At 44.9% G+C, this 26190-nt stretch carries 20 protein-coding genes; 2 read left to right on the plus strand and 18 right to left on the minus strand.

The features are described from left to right. Window positions 1–30: 30 nt before the first annotated feature. From rsmB to ABVF09_RS00595, 9 genes are all read right to left on the minus strand, one after another. Window positions 31–1377 (minus strand): 16S rRNA (cytosine(967)-C(5))-methyltransferase RsmB, encoded by a 1347-nt coding sequence (gene rsmB, locus ABVF09_RS00555; RefSeq protein ID WP_371068410.1) that lies wholly within the window; start codon window positions 1375–1377, stop codon window positions 31–33. Next, a complete protein-coding gene (gene fmt / locus ABVF09_RS00560) occupies window positions 1370–2317 on the minus strand; it encodes a methionyl-tRNA formyltransferase (protein WP_371068411.1) in 948 nt (315 codons plus the stop codon). Before fmt ends, rsmB begins: the two co-directional genes overlap by 8 nt. Before the next feature lie 13 nt (window positions 2318–2330). Beyond that, entirely contained in the window at window positions 2331–4739 is a 2409-nt protein-coding gene (gene priA / locus ABVF09_RS00565; RefSeq protein ID WP_371068412.1) for a primosomal protein N', read from the minus strand. Continuing rightward, window positions 4736–5950 carry a bifunctional phosphopantothenoylcysteine decarboxylase/phosphopantothenate--cysteine ligase CoaBC gene (gene coaBC / locus ABVF09_RS00570; RefSeq protein ID WP_371068413.1) on the minus strand — a complete coding sequence of 405 codons (1215 nt, stop codon included), beginning with the start codon at window positions 5948–5950 and terminating at the stop codon, window positions 4736–4738. Before coaBC ends, priA begins: the two co-directional genes overlap by 4 nt. 262 nt (window positions 5951–6212) lie before the next feature. Further along, complete coding sequence (gene rpoZ / locus ABVF09_RS00575) at window positions 6213–6416, minus strand: DNA-directed RNA polymerase subunit omega (protein WP_081704521.1); 204 nt, start codon at window positions 6414–6416, stop codon at window positions 6213–6215. After that, window positions 6413–7033: a guanylate kinase gene (gmk, locus tag ABVF09_RS00580; protein ID WP_026570416.1), complete on the minus strand. Its 621-nt coding sequence runs from the start codon at window positions 7031–7033 to the stop codon at window positions 6413–6415. Before gmk ends, rpoZ begins: the two co-directional genes overlap by 4 nt. 15 nt (window positions 7034–7048) lie before the next feature. Beyond that, a complete protein-coding gene (remA, locus tag ABVF09_RS00585) occupies window positions 7049–7309 on the minus strand; it encodes an extracellular matrix/biofilm regulator RemA (RefSeq protein ID WP_026570417.1) in 261 nt (86 codons plus the stop codon). 84 nt (window positions 7310–7393) lie between these two features. Next, window positions 7394–8272: a YicC/YloC family endoribonuclease gene (locus tag ABVF09_RS00590; RefSeq protein ID WP_371068414.1), complete on the minus strand. Its 879-nt coding sequence runs from the start codon at window positions 8270–8272 to the stop codon at window positions 7394–7396. 747 nt (window positions 8273–9019) lie between these two features. After that, window positions 9020–11665: a calcium-translocating P-type ATPase, SERCA-type gene (locus ABVF09_RS00595; protein ID WP_153462528.1), complete on the minus strand. Its 2646-nt coding sequence runs from the start codon at window positions 11663–11665 to the stop codon at window positions 9020–9022. Between the two features lie 88 nt (window positions 11666–11753). Here ABVF09_RS00595 and ABVF09_RS00600 point away from each other — a divergent pair, with 88 nt between their 5' ends. Together ABVF09_RS00600 and ABVF09_RS00605 are read left to right on the plus strand one after the other, a co-directional pair. Next, complete coding sequence (locus ABVF09_RS00600) at window positions 11754–13469, plus strand: Rqc2 family fibronectin-binding protein (RefSeq protein ID WP_371068415.1); 1716 nt, start codon at window positions 11754–11756, stop codon at window positions 13467–13469. 514 nt (window positions 13470–13983) lie between these two features. Continuing rightward, window positions 13984–15696: a hypothetical protein gene (locus ABVF09_RS00605; RefSeq protein WP_026771383.1), complete on the plus strand. Its 1713-nt coding sequence runs from the start codon at window positions 13984–13986 to the stop codon at window positions 15694–15696. Between the two features lie 114 nt (window positions 15697–15810). Here the strand turns inward: ABVF09_RS00605 and ABVF09_RS00610 are convergent, their stop codons facing one another. The 9 genes from ABVF09_RS00610 to ABVF09_RS00650 form a co-directional block, all read right to left on the minus strand. Next, window positions 15811–16233 carry a hypothetical protein gene (locus tag ABVF09_RS00610; RefSeq protein WP_051382035.1) on the minus strand — a complete coding sequence of 141 codons (423 nt, stop codon included), beginning with the start codon at window positions 16231–16233 and terminating at the stop codon, window positions 15811–15813. A 442-nt stretch (window positions 16234–16675) separates the two neighbouring features. Further along, window positions 16676–17311: an orotate phosphoribosyltransferase gene (pyrE, locus tag ABVF09_RS00615; RefSeq protein ID WP_026570423.1), complete on the minus strand. Its 636-nt coding sequence runs from the start codon at window positions 17309–17311 to the stop codon at window positions 16676–16678. Further along, window positions 17295–18005, minus strand: coding sequence for an orotidine-5'-phosphate decarboxylase (gene pyrF, locus ABVF09_RS00620; protein WP_026570424.1), 711 nt, complete (start codon window positions 18003–18005; stop codon window positions 17295–17297). The genes pyrE and pyrF overlap by 17 nt, the downstream gene beginning before the upstream one ends. After that, window positions 17980–18912 carry a dihydroorotate dehydrogenase gene (locus ABVF09_RS00625; protein ID WP_272914940.1) on the minus strand — a complete coding sequence of 311 codons (933 nt, stop codon included), beginning with the start codon at window positions 18910–18912 and terminating at the stop codon, window positions 17980–17982. Before ABVF09_RS00625 ends, pyrF begins: the two co-directional genes overlap by 26 nt. Beyond that, on the minus strand, window positions 18912–19688 hold the full coding sequence (locus ABVF09_RS00630; protein WP_026570426.1) for a dihydroorotate dehydrogenase electron transfer subunit: 777 nt from the start codon (window positions 19686–19688) through the stop codon (window positions 18912–18914). The genes ABVF09_RS00625 and ABVF09_RS00630 overlap by 1 nt, the downstream gene beginning before the upstream one ends. Then, the gene (gene carB, locus ABVF09_RS00635; RefSeq protein WP_153462520.1) at window positions 19685–22888 is read right to left on the minus strand and encodes a carbamoyl-phosphate synthase large subunit; all 3204 of its coding nucleotides are present in this window, start codon (window positions 22886–22888) and stop codon (window positions 19685–19687) included. Before carB ends, ABVF09_RS00630 begins: the two co-directional genes overlap by 4 nt. Continuing rightward, complete coding sequence (locus ABVF09_RS00640) at window positions 22867–23985, minus strand: carbamoyl phosphate synthase small subunit (RefSeq protein WP_026570428.1); 1119 nt, start codon at window positions 23983–23985, stop codon at window positions 22867–22869. The genes carB and ABVF09_RS00640 overlap by 22 nt, the downstream gene beginning before the upstream one ends. Further along, the gene (locus ABVF09_RS00645; RefSeq protein ID WP_026570429.1) at window positions 23960–25264 is read right to left on the minus strand and encodes a dihydroorotase; all 1305 of its coding nucleotides are present in this window, start codon (window positions 25262–25264) and stop codon (window positions 23960–23962) included. The genes ABVF09_RS00640 and ABVF09_RS00645 overlap by 26 nt, the downstream gene beginning before the upstream one ends. Then, window positions 25221–26153: an aspartate carbamoyltransferase catalytic subunit gene (locus ABVF09_RS00650; protein WP_153462516.1), complete on the minus strand. Its 933-nt coding sequence runs from the start codon at window positions 26151–26153 to the stop codon at window positions 25221–25223. The genes ABVF09_RS00645 and ABVF09_RS00650 overlap by 44 nt, the downstream gene beginning before the upstream one ends. Between the last annotated feature and the right edge of the window lie 37 nt (window positions 26154–26190).

The following is a 26190-nucleotide window of genomic DNA, read 5'->3' on the forward strand; positions in this document are numbered from 1 at the left end:
ATTAGCTAACGTGCAACCAGTTTTTATCGATTACTTCTTTGTAAGTCTTGTTAAAAAGAATCCGTCTGTACCATACTCGTAAGGGAAAATTTGAAGCCCCCATTCACTGAGACCGTCCCCATTTTTTAAATCTCGAGGCAGTTCATCAACAAATTCCCTGTCGATTTGAAATTCTTCATGACCAGCTAAAAACTCTTTTATCACAGCTTCATTTTCAGCTTTATCAACAGTACACGTACTATATACCAGTTTACCACCTTTTTTTAACAAAGCGGACACCTTTTCCAACAATTCACGCTGAATGACAGACAAAGTTTCGATATCATTCACATTTTTATGGTATTTGATGTCCGGCTTGCCGCGCAATACTCCTAAACCGGAGCAGGGAGCATCCAGCAGTATCCGGTCAAAATGTTCCGGTTCATACACTTCCGCCAATTGCCTCGAATCCGCTTGTTTTGCTTCGACAATCGTCAAATCCAATTCCATTGCCCGTTTTGATACGAGCTTTGCCTTCTTGCTATGAAGATCGTAGGCATGGACTTCTCCACGGTTGTTCATTTTTTCTGCAATGTGGGTCGTTTTTCCTCCTGGTGCACTGCATGCATCGAGGACAATCATTTCGGGACCGGCAGACAGAACTTCCGCTGCCAACATCGAGGTCTGGTCTTGAACAGTAAGCATCCCTGTTTGGAATAAGCTGCTTTTCAGTACGTTTCCCGACAATACATTGATTCCTTGTGGAGAAAAAATCGATGACTCTGCCTGATATCCTTCTTCCTCCAATCGGTTCAGTGCTTCTTCCCTGGATATTTTCAATGGTTGAACACGAACACTGATCGGTTTATGCTGCAGGTTGGAGTGGCACATTTTTTCTGTAGTATCGAACCCGTACATGTGGATCCAACGCTCTACAAGCCATAATGGATGGCTCGTCTCGACGGAAAGCTTTTTTGACTGGTCTTCGATTTCTGTCAAATCGGGAAAACCATTTCGTTGCACACTTCGCAGGATACCATTGACAAAGGAAGAAATACCTTTATGCCCTTTTTGTTTGGCAATTTCGACTGACTCATGGATGATGGCATGATCCGGGACTTTGTTTAAGTAGTTCATCTGGTACATCGACATATATAACAACCATCTTACCCAGCCATCGACTTTTTTTCTGCTGTCCAGAAAATGATCCAAAAAATAAGCCAGTGTGAGTTTGCGTTGTATAGTCCCATAAACGATTTCTGTAAGCAAGGCTTCATCCCTCTGATCGAATTTTTGCTTTCGTATGGCCTGGTCGATCAGTAAATGGCTGAATCCACCCTTCTCTCCCACCCTTACCAAAATTTCGAGGGCAGTTATTCGCAATTGATATTTAGCCATTTTCTTCTCCTAACTTGTCCCCGTACTTGATATTGCTGCCAGTCCCCCTGAGAAAGTCTCCTGTATCCATACGTTTTTTTCCGGCGGGCTGCAAGCTGGTCACTTTTACAGCCTGCTTGTCGCCACATAGCACAAACATGCCGTCGTCGGTTAAATCGACAATTTCGCCTGGTTCGCCATCGAAAGACCTGTCGACCGGTTCCGCCCACCATATTTTCATGATGTGATTGTCATAGGTGGTGAAAGCAACTGGCCATGGGTGTAAACCACGTATCTGGTTGTAAATCTCGATCATTGATTTTGTCCAGTCGATCTTTTCATCGCCCCGTTTAATATTCGGAGCGAAGGTCGCTTTCGTTTCATCTTGTTCAACTGCTTGCAGCTCGCCTGCCAAGAGCTTTGGCATAGTGTCGCTCAACAATCGGGCGCCGGTTTCCGAGAGCTTGTCATGAAGCGTTCCGACGTGATCTTCCCTGTCGATGGACACTTTGCTTTGTGTCAATATTGCACCGGCATCCAGCTTCTCTGCCATGTACATGATGGTTATTCCCGTCTCTGTTTTGCCTTGAAGTATAGCATACTGGATCGGCGCTCCACCACGCAGTTCAGGCAGTAACGAGGCATGGACATTGATGCAACCATAGGCTGGATAATCCAAAAGGGGTTTCGGCAAAATTTGCCCAAAAGCAGCCGTCACAATCAAGTCTGGGTCCTGGTCCAGCACATATTGGTACTCGTTTTTTATTTTCTCCGGTTGATAGACGGGAATCCCGAGGCTTTCCGCCTCCACTTTTACCGGCGGGGGTGTCATCACTTTTTTTCTTCCTTTTGGGCGATCCGGCTGTGTCACAGCCAAGACAACTTGATAACCGTCCTCGACAAGCTGCCTCAAGACTGGAACAGCGAAATCCGGAGTACCCATAAAAATTATCCGTTTCATGTAAGTCTCCTCTCTACATTAATTGATAGGGTTGCATATCTACGTTGATCAATAAATCATTTTGTCTGATTTCTTCTTCGAACATTGCTAGAATTTTCCGGATAGACTTACCTAGGCCTGGTTCATTTCTGTATTTTATCATGCATTGATAACGATATCTATCTTTGATCCTTGTCAGTGGTGAAGGTGTAGGCCCCAAAATCGAAGTTTGAGGAGATAACGCATTATTCAACAGCAGTGTGATTTTCTTAGTGACTTCAATTGCTTTCACCTGGTTTGGATGTGAGACTGTTATCAAGGTCAAGAAAAAATATGGCGGATAATGAAAAGCTCTGCGCATCTCCATTTCTTTTCGGTAGAAGCTTGGATAGTCATACTGGCTGGCCAGCTCGACACTGTAATGTTCCGGTGTATAGGTCTGGACGACCACTTCTCCAGGTAAAGTATGTCGACCAGCCCTGCCGCTGACCTGAGTCAAAAGTTGAAATGTTTTCTCGGCGGCACGGAAATCCGGGAGATGGAGCAACGAATCAGCAGCCAGTACACCTACTAGCGTGACATTGGCAAAATCCAGTCCTTTTGCAATCATTTGCGTTCCGAGCAAAATATCTGCTTCACCGTTGCCAAACTGATTCAACAGCTTTTCGTGTGCCCCTTTCTTTCTGGTAGTATCTACATCCATTCTGATGATCCGTGCTTGAGGAATTAGTTTGGTCAAAGATTCCTCTACCTTTTGAGTCCCAGTTCCAAAATAACGGATGGTTTCGCTTTGACAGGACGGACACTGAACGGGCATCGGTTCTTCATGAGAGCAGTAATGACATTTCAACCTTTCATTTTTGCGGTGATAGGTCAGTGCTATATCACAGTGAGGGCACTCGACAACATGCCCGCAATCACGACACATCACAAAGGTCGAGTAACCACGCCTGTTTAAAAACAGGACAACTTGCTCTTTTTTCTCCAGTCTATCTTCTATCGCTTCTTTCAACCTCATGGAAAACATCGACCGATTTCCCGCGTGGAGTTCTTGGCGCATATCCACTAAATCCACGGTTGGCATGCTTGCATTGTTCATCCGCTTGCTCAAGGTCAGCAACTGATAAACGCCTTTCTGTGCACGGGCATAGGTTTCCAGCAGCGGTGTCGCACTTCCAAGGACTACAGGACAGTTGTGGTGGGCGCCCCGGAAAATGGCGACATCTCTGGCATGATACCTGGGATGATCTTCCTGTTTGTAACTTGTTTCATGTTCCTCATCGATGATAATGATCCCGAGATTTTCGAAAGGAGCGAACACAGCCGAGCGAGCGCCGACGACAACTTGCACTTCTTTACGTTGGATCTTTCGCCATTCGTCAAACTTCTCACCTGCCGAAAGCGCACTGTGAAGCACAGCCACGTTAGAGCCGAACCGTCCCTTAAACCGCTGTACTGTCTGCGGTGTAAGGGCTATTTCTGGTACCAATACGATTGCCTCTTTCCCTTTTTCTATCACTTTTTGAATTGATTGAAGATAAACTTCTGTTTTTCCGCTTCCGGTAACCCCATGCAACAAAAATACATCATGCTCATCTTCGGCGATGTCTTGTTGAATCGGATCAATGGCATCAGCTTGTTCTTCTGTCAGTTGTAAAGGAAACGTCCGTTGGTAATTTTCATCCTCGTAAGGGTTTCGATAAATTTCCTCCTGGTAGTCAGTGAGCAATCCCCTCTCGATTAGCTGTTTGATGGGTGCTCTAGTTGTATGCAGTGAGGAACACAGTTTTTTCTGACTTACGGGTTCTGAAACTTCGGCCATATAGGAAAGGATTTCTTTTTGCTTGGAAGCCTGCGGAGGAAGCTCCGCTATCGCAGCTTCCAATTCCATGGAGTCCCTTATAGCTTTGATCATCGTTTCTGTTTTTTTGGTTTCTCTGGATTTCACCAGATACCGGACTTCAATCAGCCCTTCCTGTATCGCTTTTTGTAATGCCGCCAGATTTCCCTGCCTTTCCATAAACTCTTCATAAGCCAGGGTGTCGCGATGGGCAAAGATTTCCTCTAAAAGATCGGGCAGTTCTTCGTTTGTCAACCGCAGCAATTCTTTCTTGTATTTTGCTTTCAAAACCTGCGGCAGCATAGCCTGGTAAGCAGAAATATAAAAACTGAGCGTCTTTTCCGATATCCATTTTCCAAGCTCCAACAGTTCCGGCGTCAACACGGGGATGACATCCATTACATCGCTTATTTTTTTCAGCTTGTCAAATTCAGACCGGTCTGTCAATTCCAAGACAAACCCCATGATTTTCCTGGGACCAAACGGCACGACAACGCGCATACCGGGGCGGACAGTGCCGATGAGGTGGTTCGGAACTAGATAGTCGAATAAACGATTGGTTTGACTAGCTGGTACATCTACTACTACTTTGGCAATGTTCACCGGCTCTCATCCTTCAATGCTGTAGAAATCAAATGGAGTATTTGACCGGCCACTTCGGTTTTTCCGGCAAGTTCTATCGTTTTTTCTAAACCCAGGTGGTTAATATAGGTAACTTCATTGGTATCTGTTCCGAATCCTGCACCTTTTGTTTTGATATTGTTGACGACAATAGCATCCAGGTTTTTCGCTTCTAGTTTTTTTCTCCCGTATTGCAATGGATTTGCTGTTTCTGCGGCAAATCCCACCAGGTACTGATCCTGTTTCCTTTTTCCTAACTCTTTCAGGATATCTGCGGTTCTTTCCATTTCGATAGTCCAGTTGCCTGGTTTCTTTTTCATTTTGTCATCATAGGAAGTCGCCGGACGATAGTCAGCGACAGCTGCAGCTTTAATGACGATATCTTTTCCATCAAACTGATCCATCATTGCCCGATACATTTGCTCAGCTGTTTCTACATCGATTCTGTGAACGCCAGAAGGGGTGTCCAGGCTCACCGGTCCAGATACCAATGTCACCTCCGCCCCCATTTTTGCCGCTTCGCCGGCGATGGCAAAGCCCATTTTCCCTGATGAATGATTGGTGAAGTAACGTACCGGATCGATTTTTTCTTTTGTCGGTCCAGCCGAAACCAAGACCCGTTTGCCTTTCAAAATCGGTGCAACGGTTTGTCGCTCCAGATCATTTTTTAGTACTTCGACAATCGCGTCCGGTTCCTCAAGACGCCCTTTTCCTACATAACCGCATGCAAGCAGACCATCTCCTGGTTCTATGAACCTATATCCCCAACCTTCCAGCTTTTTCATATTGTCAACAACCGCCGGATGGGCATACATGTGGACATTCATGGCAGGAGCAATGTAAACAGGAGCTTGTGTAGCCAGCATTATCGTGGACAGCATATCATCCGCCAGTCCATTTGCCATTTTCCCGATTATGTTGGCGGTAGCAGGCGCTATCAATACTAGATCTGCCCAGTCGGCCAGATCTATGTGTGCGATTTTCGCCGGATCTTTTTCATCGAAAGTATCCGTAAAGACAGGATTTCGTGAAAGCGCCTGAAAAGTCAATGGTGAGACAAATTTGACAGCACTATCTGTCATAATCACCTTCACATCAGCACCTGCCTGGGTCAGCCGGCTTGTAAGTGTGCATGCCTTGTATGCAGCAATACCGCCTGTGACACCCAATACGATTTTCTTCCCCTTAACCATTATGGTTATCCCCTTTCATGCAACACATTGTGCTGATCCATTTTAACAGATCGATTACTCGACATTCTTGTCCTTTTCTTTTTCATCAATGAAAGCAAGGTGTTGATACAGCAAGTTTTCCATAAGTGGTCTTCCTCGCTAATCACAGCAGTGCTCTGTCTTGAAAAAAAGGAAGCCCTTGCAGCCGGAACGCAGCAAGGGCGGGTTGTGGTTTCCTCCTGACAGGAAGAAAAACTGATAACATACCGGGATGGATTACTGCCTATTCCTCTTCCCGGCTGAAAGTGAGCTTTTCATTCTGAATCTCTTCCAAGGCAATACCTACGTACTTATTTGATTTAGGCTTATCTACCATGTAACTTTTCGTTTCCTGCATTTGCCTTGCCCGCCGTGCAGATAATGTCACCAACGTGTATTTTGAATTGATTTTCTCCTGCAGTGCGTCGATTGACGGTTCTAACATCATCCTAGTTCAGCCTCCAGTACTTTTTTATATTGTTTCGCTACGCGATCGCGTTTGCAATGCTCACTCTTTACAATAGCTTGAATTTTATCTACTGCATTCTCGATTTGGTCGTTTACCACAACATAATCGTACGCATCCATCATTTCGATTTCTTTTTTTGCTTCTGTCAATCTGTTATTCACAATATCTTTTGTTTCTGTTCCTCTATTGATGATTCTATTTGCCAATTCTTCCAGGCTCGGAGGAAACAAAAAGATAAAAACCCCTTGCGGGAAGTTTTCTTTTACTTGAAGTGCTCCTTGGACTTCTATTTCCAAAAAGACATCTTTCCCCGATTCCAGGGTCTCCTCTACATAATCTCGAGGTGTCCCATAATAGTTGCCGACGTATTCCGCATATTCCAACAGTCTGTTTCCATTGATCAATTCCTCGAATTCATCTCTGGACTTATAAAAATAGTCGACTCCTTCCACTTCACCTTCACGCTTTCCACGTGTAGTCATGGAAATGGAGTACTTCAATTCCGTATCCCGGTCAAACAATGCCTTCCTGACTGTTCCTTTTCCTACACCAGAAGGACCTGACAAAATAAATAATATCCCTTTCTCTTTGATCAAAACGCTTCCTCCTACCTATTCATCCGAAATCTCATCGTTACTGATCACCCGCTGCCCGACAGTTTCAGGCTGCACAGCAGACAACACAACATGGTCACTGTCTGTAATGATAACTGCCCGAGTACGACGTCCGTACGTGGCATCCACTAACTTATTATTGTCTCGCGCTACCGTGATGATTCTTTTGATTGGTGCTGATTCAGGCGATACAATCGAAATAATCCGATTCGCCGACACCACATTGCCAAACCCAATATTTATCAATCGCAAGCTCACCATGTGTTCCCCCTAAATTCCAGGCTCTCCGCCCAGACTGACATAATTTTCGATTTTCAGACCGATATTCAAACTACCGAAGGATTATTCAATGTTTTGTGTTTGTTCCTTCACCTTTTCTATTTCACTTTTCAAATCGACTATCCTTTCGCTAATTTGTACATCGTTTGATTTAGAGCCGATTGTATTCGTTTCCCGGAGCATTTCCTGTAGGATAAAATCAAGTTTCCTGCCGACTGGTTCCCGTTGTAGAATCGTCAGCCGGAATTGGTCGACATGGCTTAAGAGCCTGGTCACCTCTTCTGTGATATCCCCCTTCTCCGCAAGCAAGGCAGCTTCTTGAATAATTCTCGCATCATCCTTGGCATCCTTGTCTAAATAACCCTGAATCCGGTTGATTATCCTGTCTCGATACTCCATTATAACAATATCTCTGCGTTCTCCCAACCATTTTGACAGTTTTTTAATGTTTTCCATGCGTAAGAGCATGTCTTCTGCCAATTGACCGCCTTCCTTGCTTCTCATCTCGCAAACCAGGCCGCAGGCTCTTTCTATCGTTTCAATGATAGCTTCTGACAGACCGCCTTGCTCCTTTCTTTCTTCTTCGATCCGGAACAATTCAGCATGGCCGGCTGCCAATTCCAAAGGGATATCACCAGACAAATGATACCTCTCTTTTATCTCTCTCAGATGATTTATGTATTGACCCATCAATTCCCAATCGACGGATAGGTTCCTCTTCATCAAACCCTCCTCGTCCAGATGAATGTGCACTTCGACGCGTCCCCGACTGAAGTACCCCTTCACCGCTTTTTTTATGGTGCCTTCCAAAAACAAAAGCGACTGGGGAATTTTGAGCGAAATATCTAAAAAGCGATGATTGACACTTCTTATTTCTACAGTAATTCCCGTTCGATCAATGGTGCATACCTCTCTACCGTACCCTGTCATACTACGGACCATCGATATCCCGCCTTTATACTATGGATGAAATATTCCAACAATCTGTACAATCCTCGTTCATCATAACAAACTTTGGTGATTCTGCCTATCAACTAAGCCCTTTTGACCTATACAACCAGGTTCTTCCCTCTTAAAAATTATTTTTACAAAGGACATTTTTGCAGGAAGGTTTCCCTTTTCGTTTGCAAAGCCCGGCGCTTCAAACCATCATTTTACAGAGAAACACACACCTTCGCATTCAATTGAAATTCTCTTAAAACAACCTGCAGCACGTAACAAGCAATCATTTTGTACCGGTGTATCGATTGAATATATCCCCCTCTATAGCTGCTTCGCGGTTCAGGTAAACGAAAAATGTTACAGAGAGGAGAGACAATCCCATACAACAAACGAAAACAAGACCCTTGTTTAACCGAGGCCACTGAAAAAGTCCTTTCTAACCTAGAAGAGATTTTAAAGTTTGTTGTTGATTTTCATGAATCGCTTATCGATGGATGCTTGCCGCGGGCACGGCCTCATCTTCGGGTCTCGAAGGCATGCGCATGCAAGGCGCGATGGCGATTTTCACAGCTAATGTGAAACGAATCGTTAAACGAATGAAGGAATAGAGGGCACAAATCACTTGAAATTAGATAAAAAGCGGTCTGTATGGAAATTAAATTCCATACAGACCGCTTTTTTAAAATTCTACTTTTCAAAGACCTTCAGTTTTTCAGTGACCTCGTTTAACATCAGGGCCTTGTTTTTTTACTTTTTGGAGAAACCGAACACTACTGTCGGTATTGCTGATAAGGCGAGGATCAGGATCCAATCTTTCAAGGACAGATCCATTGTATGGAACACTTCCTGCAGTGGTTCAAAATATAATACGACTAGCAATAACAACATCGAAGAAATCACCGCACCGACTAAATAAATGTTCTGGAATGGATTCCGGGAAAAGACAGATCGCTCCGAACGACAATCAAACACATGTATCAATTGAGCCATAACCAGCGTAGTAAAAGCCATTGTCTGTGCATACCGCAGGTTATCAGGATTGTCTTGATAGGCGGTCATGAAGGCAACCAGTGTCACCAAGCCGATCAACAACCCCCTGCTGATGATTTTAAACCCCAGTCCTCTTGAAAAAATTCCTTCCCTGGGACTTCGAGGTTTTCTGCGCATGACATCCTGCTCAGGCTGATCAAGACCAAGGGCCATTGCAGGCAAGCCATCGGTAACCAGGTTTACCCAAAGAATTTGAACAGGTATGAGTGGTAACGGCAAAGCCAACAACATCGCAAATAACATTACAAGTATCTCCCCGACATTGGAAGCGAGCAAGTATCGGATAAATTTCCGGATGTTCTCGTAAATATTGCGCCCTTCCTTGATGGCAGATTTAATAGTGGCGAAATTGTCATCCAGCAAAACGAGTGCGGATGCTTCTTTTGCTACATCTGTTCCGCTGTTTCCCATACTGATACCGATGTCGCTCGCTTTTATCGCTGGAGCATCATTTACTCCGTCTCCAGTCATCGCCACGACATGTCCTTTTTTCTGGAATGCTTTCACAATTTTCAACTTATGCTCAGGGGTCACCCGGGCAAACACATATACATCGTCAATCACATCGCTCAGTTGCTCTTCTGTCATGTTGCTAAGTTGACTGCCTTCCAGCACTTGTCCACCGGCAGGAAGGAGTTTTAAATCCCGGGCTATCGCTCTGGCTGTCAGGGCATGGTCGCCAGTGATCATCACCGTTTTTATTCCTGCCTGTTTACACTCCGCTATTGCCCCTCTCACTTCTCTTCGCGGGGGATCAATCATCCCGGTTACACCAAGTAAAGTTAAATCCTTTTCCAGACTGAAATCATCCGGTGTCTGACCGGAAGGAACTGATTTCACACCAATTGCGATTGTCCTGAGCGCTTTTCCTGCCATCGCGGCAACCGCCTGCTCGATTTTCGTCTGATCAGCCGCTTTCATTGCCCTGCGTTGACCATCAACTATAAATGCCGTCCGGGCCATTAAAACATCGGGAGCGCCTTTCGTAATGGAAAACCTGTTTCCTTTTTCATCTTCGACTAGAACAGTCATCCGCTTCCTGTCCGAATCGAACGGAATTTCTTTAATGATTTTGAAGGAAGCAAGCGTTTCGTCCGTAATGCCTGCTTTGCGGCCGGCCACCAGGATAGCGCCCTCTGTCGGATCCCCATCAACTCCCCATTTACCTTTCCTCTGTACCAGGGATGCATGATTACACAATGTACCATATAGCAACATTGAACGGAGTTGGTCAGGAAGGGTTTCCCTGTCGTTTTCGTAGAAAGACCCATTGGTGTCATATCCTTCTCCTGTAATATGATACCAGTGGCCCGGGGTGAAAATTTCTTTTACCGTCATCTGGTTTTCCGTCATAGTACCCGTTTTATCTGAACAGATGACCGATGCACTTCCTAATGTTTCTACAGCCGAAAGCTTCCGGACGATCGCTTTCCGTTTGATCATCCGCTGCACTCCCAATGACAATGCCACCGTAACAATCGCCGGAAGCCCTTCCGGAATCGCTGCAACTGCCAAAGATACACCTGCCAGGAACATTTGATATAGCGGATGGCCCTGATAGACTCCAATCAATACAACGAACAGCGTCAGTAATAAGGCAATGATTATCAGCAATTTCCCCAATTCAGCGAGCTTTTTCTCCAACGGGGTCGCCATTTGTTCCGTTTTCACTAATAAAGAGGCAATCTGACCCATGGCGGTATTCATACCTGTTCCGACCACTATTCCTTCACCGCTGCCCCTACTGGAAAGTGTTCCCATGAACAACATGTTACGTTGATCCTGGGGCTCTAACTGATGCTGTCCGAGCGGGTCGACCATTTTAGCTACAGGGAGTGACTCGCCTGTCAATGCCGATTCCTCCAACTCAAGACTGCTCGCTTTAGTCAGACGCACATCCGCCGGCACACGATCTCCACTCGAAATTTTGATCAGATCACCTACGACTACGTCCTTTGACGGGACTTTCACCCACTCCCCATCTCTTTTCACATGAGCCAACGGTGCTGAGAGCTCTTTTAGCTTGGCAAGTGATTTTTCAGCACGCTGTTCCTGGAAAAATCCGATCAACCCATTGATCAACACGATGATCATGATAGCTATTGCATCAATATATTCTCCTAGCAAACCGGATATGAGGGTTGCGGCTAGTAATACCAACACCATGAAATCCTGAAATTGTTTCAGAAAAACCAGCAATAACGAAGTCTGTTTTTCATCTTCAAGTACGTTTGCTCCCATTTTTCTTCTTCTACTTTCAACTTCTTGGTTTGAAAGCCCCTTTTCAAGGTCGACTCCTAGTTTGCGGGCTGTTTCTTCCGCCTTTAATTGGTACCATTTCACATCACATTCCTCCATGTCCTAGTCTGTCTGTTGTATATGTATTCAGACTCGTCCAAAAAAATGCTATAATTACGGACGAGGTGATTCCATGGCTTTTGATGGAATAGTCACTCGGGCTGCTGTACGCGAATTAAACAATCAACTGGCAGCAGGGCGGCTACTTAAAATTTATCAACCAACCGAAACAGAACTGATTCTCACGATCAGAAGCAACGGAAGCAATAAATCATTGCTGCTGTCCGCCCATCCTAGTTATGCAAGATTTCATTTGACGGACGATGTGTACGAGAATCCGAAAACCCCTCCCATGTTTTGCATGCTGTTAAGAAAGCATTTATCCGGAGGATTTTTACAAGATATCGTTCAATATGAAAATGAAAGAATTGTCATGTTTCATTTTAGAGGAAAAAATGAACTCGGTGACGAGACAGAGAAAACATTGATCATCGAAGTAATGGGAAAACACAGTAATATATTGCTGATCGACAAAGAAAAACAAGTCATCCAAGACAGTATCAAGCACGTACCTCCCGCACAAAACCGGTACAGGACGATCATGCCAGGAAGTCTTTACAAACTCCCTCCAGACCAGGGGAAAATCAACCCAGTTGAACTGGATCCGGAATCGTTTGTCCGAAAGTTGGACTTTAACTCCGGCAGGCTGGATCAGCAAATAGTGAATCAATTCACAGGCTTTTCCCCGGTGATTGCTAAAGAAATCGTCTATCGGTCCGGACTGGGTGGAAGCGATGCTTTCAGGCAGGTTTTTTCAGCTATACAGGATAAACTGATACACCACCATTATCGACCTGTGATTTATCGTGAAAACAAAGAGGATTTCTATGTGTTACTGCTGGAGTCTAAAGATGGTGAACCTGTCCATTGTGACTCAGTCAGTAAAATGCTGGATATTTTTTATTCCGGAAAAGCAGAAAGAGATCGTGTAAAGCAACAATCCGGAGACCTTTCACGTTTTTTAAAAAATGAACGGGATAAAAACATCCGCAAAATCAAAAAACATGAACAAACGCTGAAAAAGGCTGAACAAGCCGATAAGTATCAGCGGCTTGGTGAATTGCTGACTGCCAATATGCATCAGGTTAAACCAGGTGATAAACAAGTAGAAGTAATCGATTATTATGATCCGGAACAAAAGAAAATCACCATCGAATTGAATGTAAATAAAACGCCGAGCGAGAATGCGCAAAGTCTTTTTAAGACTTATCAAAAACTTAAAAAATCCAGACAAGTAGTCCTCGGAGAAATTTCCAAGGCGAAGCAGGAAATAGACTACCTTGATGATCTGCTGCAACAAATCGCAGAGGCAAGAGAACAAGATATCGAAGAAATACGGCAGGAGCTAAGGGAAGAAGGTTACTTAAAATCCAAGCCTGCCCGAAAGAAAAAAACCAACAAACCTGCAAAACCGGAACCGGAGCAGTTCTACGCAAGCGATGGCACACTGCTTCTTGTCGGAAAAAACAACAAACAAAACGAATACTTGACCAACCGTGTGGCTGCTCGAGATGATATTTGGCTTCACACGAAAGACATACCTGGTTCCCATGTGGTCATCCGGGATCGTCATCCAAGTCAGGAAACATTATATGAAGCGGCCCAACTGGCAGCAAACTTCAGTAAGTCGAAGCATTCGTCGTCGGTCCCAGTCGATTACACGTTGATTCGCCATGTCAAAAAACCAAACGGAGCAAAGCCCGGGTTTGTCACCTATGACAATCAGAAAACCTTGTTTGTGACTCCTGAAGCTGACTTGATTGAAAGATTAAAGAAAAAACCCGAGTGAGCGAGGGTGGTCCGAATAAAACTTCGAGACCAAAACAAAAACGGACGATGATTCGCAGTGGCACACATGCGAACTCGTCCGTTTTTTGTTTAAAAGATAAGAAAGTATAAATCTCAGCGTTTCCTTTATCCTCCCCACTCTTATGCAAAGCCTCTGTGTGGCAAAAGAACGCCACGCCGAGGCGTTGTTCAAGTTTGTCGGAGACCTAGGCGAAGCAGTTCATGAATGAAAGGAATTCATCAAAGGAAAATCCATCCTGTTTCATTTTTTCATTGAGGAAAAAGCATCCAAAAAGAAGGTCTTCTCATACCTCCTATCCCGTTTCGTTCGGTTATGCGAGTGATTTTTCGAGTTCCGGCCACTTTTTGCTGGGTCCCAAATACTTTCATGATCTGGCCGCCTGTTATTCTATTTTCTTGAAAAATGAAACCTAATCTTATTCTCATCCGTAAGATCATCCGTAAGATAGATAAGCTGCAGCAATCATAAACAGACAATAGTTAGGAGAATTTACATGATGGGAATACTACTGGCAACTATTTTATCCTTTCCTTTATTTTTCTTATTCAGTGTGTTGGCTATGATCAGAAGAAAGCCAACACCAGCGATGATCCGCAACTGGATCATTATATTCATTACAGGCTTTGTTCTATGCGGCCTTTTCAACTACCTTGCATTGCCGGCACTGACAGCACCTAATCTTTTGGTCGAAAATTTCATCGTTTGTCTGGTGCTTATCCCGCTGCTTTATTATAAAAACGGAATGCCTTTTTCATACAAGAAGCCTCACCGATCTGCATCGGGAATTTTAATCATCCTAATTATACTGGCACTGCCGGTCAGCTTTTTTATTGGCTTGGCAGCGCTTGACAACTCATATGAATCGATTGCAAAACAAGAGGCAGGAGAGGCGGAACCTTTCAATGAAGATGACACGCCTATAACTGTTTCGCCTGAATTCGCCCGCAACAAAGTACAAAAAGCAATGAGCGTTGTGCCGAACACCCAGTTCTATGATTTAGGAAAGCTGCAGGTTCAAAAAATCGATAATGAAATCATGTATGTGGCACCAGTAGAATTCACCGGCTTTTGGAAGTATCTGCGCGGAAAAGAGACAGAAGGATTTTTCACCATTCCAGCGGACAATATCGACGCCCAGCCTGAATTCGTTGAAAGTAAAATGCTATTTACAAATTCAAGCTTTTTTAATCATAACGTGCAACGGATCATCTATAATGAATATCCAGACTATGTGCAAAGCGGCGAAGCACAAATCGAAGTGGATGACGAAGGGAAACCATGGTATGTCCAAACTGTATATAAACCGATCAAGCTTACGAACAAGCCAGACATGGATCAGTTAAAAGTGGCAGTGGTAGACCCTGAATCCGGAGATGTACAACTTTATGATCCAAGCGAAGCACCCGCATTCATCGACAGCCCTATCAGTTCGGAAATGGCTGGTAAACAGAACAATTACTTCGGAAAATATGTGCATGGCTGGTTGAATTCCTTGTTCGGGAAAAAAGATGTGAAAATACCGAATGAATCAGGTACGGAAAATACCGTCACGCCGATCTTCGACAATAAAGGGGAAATGTACTATTTTACAGATATGGCCTCCCCTAAAGAGAACATCGACTCAGCATTAGGTTATACACTAATCAATGCCAAAACAGCAGAGTTGACCTATTATAACGGCAAAAAAAATAACGGAATAATGGATAGTAAAGGGGCTAAACAGATTGTAAACAAGGAATTTCCCGAAAAGAATTGGGAAGGATCCATGCCCATCTTGTACAATATTGATGGCAGTCCGACATGGGTCGTGAACGTACTGGATCCAAATGGCCTGTTTAAGCAATATGCGTATATCAAAGCCAATGATTCTGACTTCGTCGTGTTCGGGGAAACAGCCGAGGAAACCCTTGCAGCGTACCGCATGCAGTTGGCACAAGAGGCCGGTAACCCGGAAGCTAGCGAAGATGTTGAAGCAAAAACAATCAGTGGCGAAGTGAACCGATCATTGGTTACTTCCACTACATCAGGTCAGTCCGTTCAATTTTTATTGAAAGATGATACGACGATTTACACCGTAAATGCGAGTAAAGCACCGCTTGCCATTTTTCTGCAGCAGGGAGACAGAGTCGAAATGGATGTGAAAATTCGCGAAAACGGAGTCGGAACCGTGGAACAAATTTCCATAGCTTCACTGGATGAAAATTAAATAGAGCATTTTCTGTTTGGTTTGTGTCAGGAAATTGCCGAATCATTTCGCCCCAACATTCAAAACGCCCATGGTTCCTTGTCTGAACCACGGGCGCTTTTTCTTGTCGAGCAATTAATGAGGCTGATTGTATTGGCTTGTATCTGAAGAACCATTTACCAGTTGTTCTTTTGCATCCTTCACTTTGCTGCCTACGTCTTTTGCAGTTGATACGGCTTCTTGAGTATCGTGCTGCACGTCCTTCAATTCATTTTTAAATTCACCGTTGACTTTATTATAAAGTTCTTGAACATTGTTGGCAGCATCCTTTAGTGCATCTGTAGCTGCTTTTACTCTATCCATAAGCTGATCTTTTGTTTCCCGAGGATTTTGTTTAACATCGGCAGCCATGCTAGACACTGATTCTTTCATACCACTCACATTCTGCTTCACATTTGAACGAGTGTTGGAATTAAGCATTGCAAGGGCCGCTCCTGCCAAGGCTCCGGCAGCCATACCTACGACCAGTTTACTACCATTTTGTTGTTGGGATTCCATGTTTGTCACTCCTTTAGTAGACTTTGTTGGACTATATTCCTTTTCATTTGTTCATTTACCACTTGTCTGCCCTGACTAAACAATCTTTCCCCATGATGAAGCTCCTTCTGGGATACCACTGAAAAAATTTCTTATTAATTTAAAATAGCTGTCAACATTTGTTATAGAATCTACGAATTACTTGTCCGTGCACACTTGCCGCAGCTAACTTGGTCAAGAAGGGTGCATGACCGAATAGATATTCGGGTCTCCAAAGCATGAGCATTCAAGGTACCTTGGCGATTTTCACCGCAAATGGGAAACATATCGTAAACCTTCTGAAGCATAGAGGGCGCATTCCACTCAAAGTTAGACGAAAAACGGTCTGTATGGAAATCAAATTCCACACAGACCGTTTGTAAACTTCAGTTTTTCAGTGGGTCTCAGTTTATGTAAGCAGCTTTTAAGAACGATGTGCCGATCCCTGTAATGCTTCACGCCATTCAAATAATTGCTTGCTTTCCTTCTCTGATACCCCTCCTTCTGTTTCCAGGATGGTTACCAACGTTTCGAAATCTGTAATGGTTGATAACGATATTCCTTGTTCAGCAAATGCTTCAGCCGTGCCGGCAAGTCCATATGTAAAGATAGCAAATACCGCCATCACTTCTGCACCTTTCTCTTGTAAAGCCTGGACAGCATTCAAAGCAGATCCTCCTGTAGAAATCAAATCTTCTATTACAATCACTCGTTGTCCTTTTTTAATGTCGCCTTCGATTTGATTGCCCTTTCCATGACCTTTTGGCTTTGAACGTACATAGGCCATCGGCAAACCTAGATGATCCGATAACCAGGCGGCATGCGGAATCCCTGCAGTAGCACATCCTGCAATGACTTCGAATTTTTTATCCATCTGGTCTGTCATGTCGGCAAAGGCCAATGTCAGCTTTTTTCTTACTTCTGGAAAGGACATCGTTAATCGGTTGTCACAATAAATTGGCGATTTCATTCCAGAGGTCCATGTAAACGGATCATCAGGACTGATTTTCACAGCTCCGATTTTTAATAAATCTTTCGCTATTTCATCTTTTCTTTCCATCATTCCACTCCTTCATAACTTGCTGGTACTTGCTTTTCGGGTCGGAAGATGCTGTTATACTGCGTCCTATCACGATTGCATCTGCCCCGTTGTGCCTAGCTTCAGCTGGGCTGGTGATCCTCTGCTGGTCTTGATGATGATCACTTTTCAAACGGATGCCTGGAGTCACGGTATAAAAGGAAGATCCACAACTTCTTTTAATCATAGGAACCTCCAACGGTGAACAAACGACTCCGTCTGCTCCACTTTCTTTAGCCAAGTTCGCCAGGTTTAGAGTCGCCTCTCCTGCACCAACCGGAATCCGCAGCTCTTCTGACAACATGCGATCGTTCATGGAAGTTAACACGGTCACCGCGATTAATTTACTGTTTAGTCCCGGATTACCTTCTAGAAATCCCTGTTTGGCAGCCCGAATCATTTCGCTTCCTCCCGAGGCGTGGATGTTCACCAAATCCACCCCCAATTTCGCCAAATTCTTCATCGCTTTATAAACCGTATTCGGAATGTCATGTAACTTTAAATCCAGAAATATGGAGTGACCGTCATCCTTCAGTTTTTCAATCACCTGTGGCCCTTCTCGATAAAAAAGTTCCATTCCCACTTTCACCGGTACCCCTTGCAGTCGATTGCTCCGTAGGAAAAGTTCCGTTTCCTGCCAATCTGGAAAATCAAGAGCGAGATAAATCGGCTTCATGTCTATTTCCTCCCTCTATTGCTTCCTCCATGTTTTGAAAACCATACTTTTGCAAAACTTGTGGAAGTCTTTCAATTATCTTCATGCAAGCAAACGGATCATGGATGTTCGCAGTGCCCACGGCTACAGCGCTGGCCCCTGCAAGGAGAAACTCCAACACATCTTCAGCGGTGGATATGCCGCCCATGCCGATGATTGGAAGTCCGCTATGCTGCCTCACTTCGTAAACCATCCGGATAGCGATCGGTTTGATAGCGGGACCGGACAACCCCCCTGTTTGATTGGCCAGCAATGGCTTTCTGGAAGGTAAATCGATTTGCATGCCTGTCAAGGTGTTGATCATCGATAACCCATCCGCTCCGGCGGTTTCCACTGCTTTTGCCATTTGCACTATATCAGCTGTATTTGGGGATAATTTGACATAAACCGGCGTATCAACTGTCTTTTTCACCTGTGCTGTCACTTCTGCGGCAAGGCCCGGATCCATGCCGAACTGGATTCCCCCTTCTTTTACATTGGGGCAGGATATATTAAGTTCCAAGGCTTGAATCAGGCCGGTTTCGTCCAGCATTTTCGCCACTGCCACATATTCCTCTATCGTACTTCCGGCTACATTGGCAATCACCGGTATATCGAACCGGGAAAGGTACGGTAACTCTTCTTTACAAATTGCTTCTACACCGGGATTTTGTAAGCCTATGGCATTAAGCATACCTGCAGCTGTTTCGGCTACACGCGGTGTCTGGTTACCGTATCTTGATTCATAAGTAGCTGCTTTGATGACAACAGCTCCAAGCTGGTTCAAATCAAATAGTTCACTGAATTCACGGCCGAAGCCAAAACAACCGGAAGCGGGCATGACCGGGTTCTTTAGATGCAAACCTGGAAGTTTTGTTTCCAGAGAGATCATAAATTCACCTCATTTGCCGCAAATACTGGTCCGTCTTTACAGATTTTTTTGAAACCTGTCTCACTTTTAGACGGAACTACACAAGCATAACAAGCACCGATTCCGCACCCCATACGCTGTTCGACTGAAATATAGCCCCGTCTGCCGGAAAGCTTTTCCGTTACCGCACGAAGCATTGGTGTCGGTCCACATGAAAAAAAACAATCAAACTCTGCGGTATGCTTTGACATATAATCCGTGACAAATCCTTTTTCCCCAAGACTTCCGTCATCTGTCACAATAATGGTTTCTCCAAGATTCATAAATTTCTCCTTATAAAATACCTGGTCCTCCTTCTGGAATCCAAGGATGGAAATGACCCGGGTACCCCGGGATGCCAACGTTTTTCCCAGATAATACAGGGGCGGGACGCCTATTCCACCACCGATTAGCAAGGCTGTATCCAGATTCAATTCTTCAACTGGATAACCTGTACCGCATGGCAGCAAAGCGTCGATCTGACTCCCGACAGATTGTTTACCCAACATATCTGTACCGCGGCCTGATATTTTGAATATGATGGTTATATTGCCGTCACTATCCATATCCGCAATGGAAATCGGCCTTCTTAGCATTGGCGTGTCTGCTTCTCCCACTTTTACGTGAAGAAACTGCCCTGGCATAAACTTTTCTGCCTCTGTCACCAGCTTATCGCTGGCCAAACCAAGCTGCATCTCGATTGTTTGTTCTGCTATCTTGTTATTTGCCAATACGGTCAGCTCTGTCTGTATCATGTCGTGAATACCGCCCTTTTTTCAGACACTGGACTTGCCGTGAAGGTAGTGGAATCAATGACATTCAATATGGCCATAGCAGTATCCAGACTCGTCAGACAAGCAATTCCATGTTCTACCGCTTCCCTTCTGATCCTGAAACCGTCTGAACGGGGCTGTTTGCCAGAAGTCAACGTGTTGATGACAACCTGTACCTTGCCTTCTTCTATAATGGACAATACGGTTTCACCGGCAGCTCCTACTTTGCCGACTTTTTGGACAGGAATGCCTTTCTCCGCAGTGAATTCACTGGTCCCTTCGGTTGCATAAAGTCTAAAACCGAGCATATGAAACCGCCTGGCGATTTCGATCATTTCCTGTTTATCTTTATCGGCAACGGTCAAAAGCACCGCTCCCTCTTGCGGAATCGACAGTCCGGAAGCAATCAATCCTTTATAAAGAGCTTTTTCCAGTGTTTTGTCCCTTCCGATTGCTTCTCCAGTCGATTTCATCTCCGGCCCCAGCATCGTATCGACACTGCGAAGCTTTGCAAAGGAAAATACCGGGACTTTAACCGAAACCTGTGGCAGTTCTGGAAGCAATCCATTCGGAAATCCCGCATCGGCAAGGCTTTCTCCTAAAATACACCTTGTAGCCAAAGCTGCCATCGGCACTCCTGTTATTTTGCTTAAAAATGGAATGGTCCTGCTTGCCCGGGGATTCACCTCTAAAACATAGACCTTGTCTTCATGTATGACAAATTGGATATTGATCAGGCCCTTGACACTAAGTCTTCTCGCGATTTTCATGGTAATTTCCACACATTCCCGCTTGGCACTGTCCGAGATTCGTTGTGGAGGATAGACGGCGATAGAATCACCGGAGTGCACTCCCGCCCGTTCAATGTGTTCCATCATTCCCGGTATAACAATATTTTCTCCATCACAGACAGCATCGACCTCCAGCTCGATACCCGTCAAATATTTGTCGATCAAAATGGGATGGGTATGCTTGATATGATTGCTTTTTTTTAGATAAGCAGCTAATTCATCATTGTTATAAACAATCTCCATTTGGCTGCCTCCGATAACATAAGAAGGACGGACAAGAACTGGATAGCCGATTTGTTCAGCGACTGCGACCGCCTGATCAAGTTGACGGACACTTTTTCCCTGTGGCTGCAAAATATCAAGTTCATTCATTAGATGTTCGAATTTATCCCTGTCCTCCGCTGTGTCAATCGCTTCCAGGTTGGTTCCCAGGATTGCCACGCCTCTTCTTTGCAATCCTTCCGCCAGATTGATTGCAGTCTGACCACCGAACTGGACGATAACCCCTTCTGGTTTTTCCAATTCAATCACATGCATGACATCCTCCAATGTCAGCGGCTCGAAATATAGCTTGTCAGAAACACTGAAATCGGTAGAAACTGTTTCCGGATTGCTGTTCATGATGATCGCCTCATAACCAGCCTGTTTTAAAGCAAGTACAGAATGAACAGTCGCATAATCGAACTCGATTCCTTGACCGATTCGAATCGGTCCTGATCCGATTACAAGCACTTTTTGGCGTTCAGACACAATCGATTCATTTTCTTCTTCGAAGGTACTATAGAAATAAGGGGTTTCTGATTCAAATTCCGCAGCACATGTATCGACCATTTTATATACCGGTAACAAACCGGATTGCTTGCGCATTTCATAAATGGAATCAACATCTGTTTCCCAAAGTCTGGAAACTTGAGTGTCGGAGAATCCTGCTTTTTTCGCTTCCATCAATCGTTCCATGTCATTTTTGTGTGCTGAAACGTCTTTTTCCAATTTGATCAATCTCTGTATTTTCGTCAAAAAGAACGGATCGATTTTCGTCGTCTCAAACAATTCCGTTACCGTACAGCCGCGCCGGAATGCTTCCGCTATCACAAAAATCCGTTCATCATCCGGCTTTTTCAAGCACTCGATTAACTCATCCATCGTCTTATATGTCCATTTCTCCATCCATAGTTCTTCGGTTCCGATATCAAGGGAACGAATGCCTTTTAATAAGGATTCTTCGAAACTCCTGCCGACTGCCATTACTTCTCCAGTCGCTTTCATTTGGGTTCCAAGACTGCGATTCCCGCTGACAAATTTATCGAAAGGGAAGCGTGGCAATTTAGTGACCACATAATCAAGCGCTGGTTCATAACATGCATACGTTGTTCCGGTTATTGGGTTGATTATTTCATCAAGTGTTAGCCCAAGTGCAATTTTTGCTGCCAGCTTTGCTATTGGATACCCTGTCGCTTTTGAAGCCAAAGCCGATGAACGACTGACACGCGGGTTCACTTCAATAATGTAGTATTGAAAACTGGAGGGATCCAGTGCCAGTTGGACATTACATCCCCCTTCGATTTCTAAAGCCCGGATTATTTTCAAAGATGCATTGCGCAACATTTGATACTCGCGGTCACTGAGTGTTTGCGAAGGGGCGGTCACAATCGAATCGCCGGTATGGACACCTACCGGATCAACATTCTCCATATTACATACGACAATCGCCTGGTCTTGTTTATCACGCATCACTTCATATTCTATTTCTTTAAAACCGGAAATGTTTTTTTCAACCAAGCACTGTGTTACAGGTGATAAAGCCAACCCGTTTCTGGTAATATCCATCAATTCATCTTTGTCGTAACACATGCCTCCTCCTGTTCCGCCCAATGTGTATGCTGGTCGAACAATCAGTGGAAACCCGATTTCTCCTGCGAACTCCAGAGCCTCTTCGACAGAATGAACGATTTGGCTCTCCGGTACAGGCTCACCGAGTTCGTGCATCAGGCTGCGGAACACTTCCCTGTCTTCTGCCTTTCGTATCGCCGAAAGGGACGTTCCGAGCAACTCGACATCATACTCCTCAAGAATGCCTGTCTGCTCCAATGCCATGGCCATATTGAGGCCGGTTTGCCCTCCCAGCGTAGGCAAAATAGCATCCGGCTGTTCTTTACGAATGATTTTTATCAAAAAGTCGGTAGTCAATGGCTCCATATATACTGTGTCGGCCACTGTATCATCGGTCATGATGGTCGCCGGATTTGAATTAGCCAAAATCACTTGGTAACCTTCTTCTTTCAACGATTGACAAGCCTGTGTTCCGGAATAATCGAACTCTGCTGCCTGCCCGATGACAATCGGTCCTGAACCGATCACTAAAATCTTGTTTATATCTGTACGCTTCGGCATGATACTTCCTCCCTTTTTTCTTCCGATTGATGGGTGATGATGTTGGCAAGAAATCGATCAAATAATTGATACGTATCTTCCGGTCCCGGCGAACTTTCCGGATGATACTGCACCGAAAAAGCCGGATAGCGTTTATGCGCCAATCCTTCTACTGTTCCGTCGTTCAATGCTAATTGGGTCAATTCTAACTCTGTCCCGGCAAGAGATTCTTTCGTCACGGTATAACCGTGATTCTGTGAAGTCATGACGGTTTTCCCTGTTGTCAAGTCTTTTACGGGATGATTGGCCCCCCGGTGTCCGAAACGGAGTTTTTCCGTATCCGCGCCGCACGCTAAGGCAATCAATTGATGACCGAGACAAATGCCGAACACTGGAATGTCAGGGATGATTTCTTCTATCATCCGAACAGCGTCCGGGACATATTTTGGGTCGCCAGGTCCATTAGAGAGCATGACCCCTTCCGGTTTAAGCCTTCTGATTTTCTCCGCTGAGTAATGATGGGGAACTACCGTTATGTGACAGTTTCGTTTGGTCAACTCTCTTAATATTCCGTGTTTCATTCCGAAATCGACAAGTACGATGCGTCTGCCTCGACCGGGCACCACATATGGTTTCACCGTGGAAACACGTTCTACATGGTTGGTGATACCGATTTCCTGATGAAGAAGTTGCAAGGCCCTCTCCACAGAGCAGTCTGCTGATGTGAACAAGCCTTTCATGGTTCCATGATTCCGAATCAATCTGGTCAGTTTTCTTGTATCAATCCCGGCCAGTCCCGGTATGTCATTGGCCTTTAAAAAGCGGTCCAGCGTCTCTTCTGATCGATAATTGGATGGTAAGTCGCATACCTCTTTCACAATCAATCCATGAATGGAAGGGGTTATCGTTTCAAAATCATCCCGATTGATTCCATAGTTACCGATTAACGGGTAAGTCATTGTTACGATTTGCCCACAATAAGAAGGATCCGACAAAATTTCTTGGTAACCTGTCATACCTGTATTGAAGACAACCTCACCACTAATTTCCCGATCACTTCCAAATCCAGTTCCCAAAAAGCGAGTGCCATCTTCAAGAACGAGCTGCCGTTTTTGCATCCTTTTCATCCTCCTCATAAACAATTCTCCCAGCAAATATAGTCAACTTCGGCTTGCCGGTCACATCCCAGCCTGCAAAGGGGGTGTTTTTTCCTTTAGAAGAAAAATCGTTACGATCGATTGTCCATTCTTCTCTTATGTCTAACACAGCAAGATCAGCTTTTCCTCCGATTTCCATTTTTCCATAAGGCAGGTCAAATACTTCTGCCGGTTTTATCGTCAGCCAGTCTACCAGCTGTTTCAAGCTACAAACCCCTGGCTCGACCAGTTTCTTGTTCAGCAGAGCAAAAGCCGTTTCCAAACCCACTATGCCAAAAGGCGCGGCCATCAATCCCATGCTTTTTTCTTCTTCCGTATGGGGTGCATGATCTGTTGCAATAAAATCGATCGTCCCATCCAGCAACCCTTCAAGCAGGGCCTGCTGATCTTCAAGGGATCGCAAGGGCGGATTCATCTTGTAGTTAGCATCATCCGTCCGGATATCTCCTTCATTGAGTAACAGATGGTGCGGAGTCACTTCTGCTGTCACCTGTATCCCCGCCCGTTTAGCGTCCCGGATAACCCGGACGGACTCTTTGGTACTAACGTGACAGACATGGTAATGACAGTCCGCAGCCTCTGCTAAAAGGACATCCCTGGCAATTTGGACCGATTCACATACGGATGGAATTCCTGGGACACCCAGGTTTTGGCTGACCATTCCTTCATGTACTACACCTTTATGTATTAAACTGTTATCCTCGCAATGTGCAACGATTGCTTTTCCAATGGCTGCCGACTGATGCATTGCATGAAGCATTTGATCTGCCGACTGCACACCGACACCGTCATCAGTGAAAGCAAATGCTCCGGCCCTCTGCAAAGCTTCCATATCGGTCAGCTTATCCCCAAGCAGCCGCTCCGTAATAGAAGCATACGGCAACACCCTGATATGGGCTCTGTCAGCAATCATTTCCTGAATTTGCTTCAACGTTACCTTGTTGTCGGGGACTGGCCTGGTGTTCGGCATGGCGCATACCGTTGTGTAACCGCCACGGGCTGCTGCCAAGGTTCCGGTTTCTATGGTTTCTTTCGCTTCGCCGCCAGGCTCTCTAAGATGGACGTGCACGTCGATGAATCCGGGTGTTATCAATCTCCCTTGACAATCTATCACCTTACCCCGCGGCTCCTCGATCTTACCTGCGATTTCCAGGATATGTCCATCCTCCATGATTACTTCACACTGTTCCAATTGGTTATCTGCTGATAATTGCATCCCGTTGATCAATGTCAATGTCATCGATAATCCCCCTGTCTGTTAATAGGTGCTTAATCACTGCCATTCTTGCAAATACACCATTTTCCATTTGTTTGAAAATCCGTGATTTCGGACTCTCAACTAATTCGTCAGCTATTTCGACACCCCGGTTCACCGGTGCCGGATGAAGAATGATTGCGTGCTGCAGCATTGTACGTTCCCTTTCTACCGTCAAGCCGTAATGCTGAAGATAGTTTATCGGGTTTCTCCCATTGTTCAGTCCATGCCTTTCATGCTGAATTCTCAATAACATGACCACATCACAAATTTCCGCAGCTTCATCGATTGATACATAAGAATAAGGAAGCGAATGATCTTCCCATTCCGGCTTGCATGACAAGTAGATTTCCGCTCCAAGTGTTTTTAAAGCCAAAGCATTTGATCTAGCCACCCTGCTATGTTTGATATCGCCGACTATGGCTATCCGTAGACCTGAAAACCGATTGAATTCCTGATAGATGGTCATAAGGTCAAGGAGTGACTGGGTTGGATGTTCTCCTGTTCCATCTCCTGCGTTGATGACCGGGATGGATAAATCAGCGGCCAGCCTCGCAGCCATGTTTTCTTCGGGATGCCTGATCACCAGTAAAGACGCCCCTATGGCTTCAAAAGTTCGGGCCGTATCATAGATGGTTTCCCCTTTTAAAAGACTCGAAGATTCACCGGTGAAATCCAGACTTTCCAAACCAAGCCTTCGTTCGGCAACTGCAAAGCTCATTTTCGTCCGGGTACTCGGTTCAAAAAACAAATTCCCGGCAAACAATTGCTTTTCAAAAGGTTTCAGCCCATCTGCTTTAATTGCCTCCGCTTCCTTTAACAACCTTAAGATTTCATGTTCAGAAAGATCTTTCATCGATAAAAAGTGGTCCATCTTCATCTCCTCCTCCTTTATAACGAGGGACTGTCCC

This window comes from Sediminibacillus sp. JSM 1682029, from assembly GCF_041366435.1.
Taxonomy (GTDB): Bacteria; Bacillota; Bacilli; order Bacillales; family Amphibacillaceae; genus Sediminibacillus; species Sediminibacillus terrae.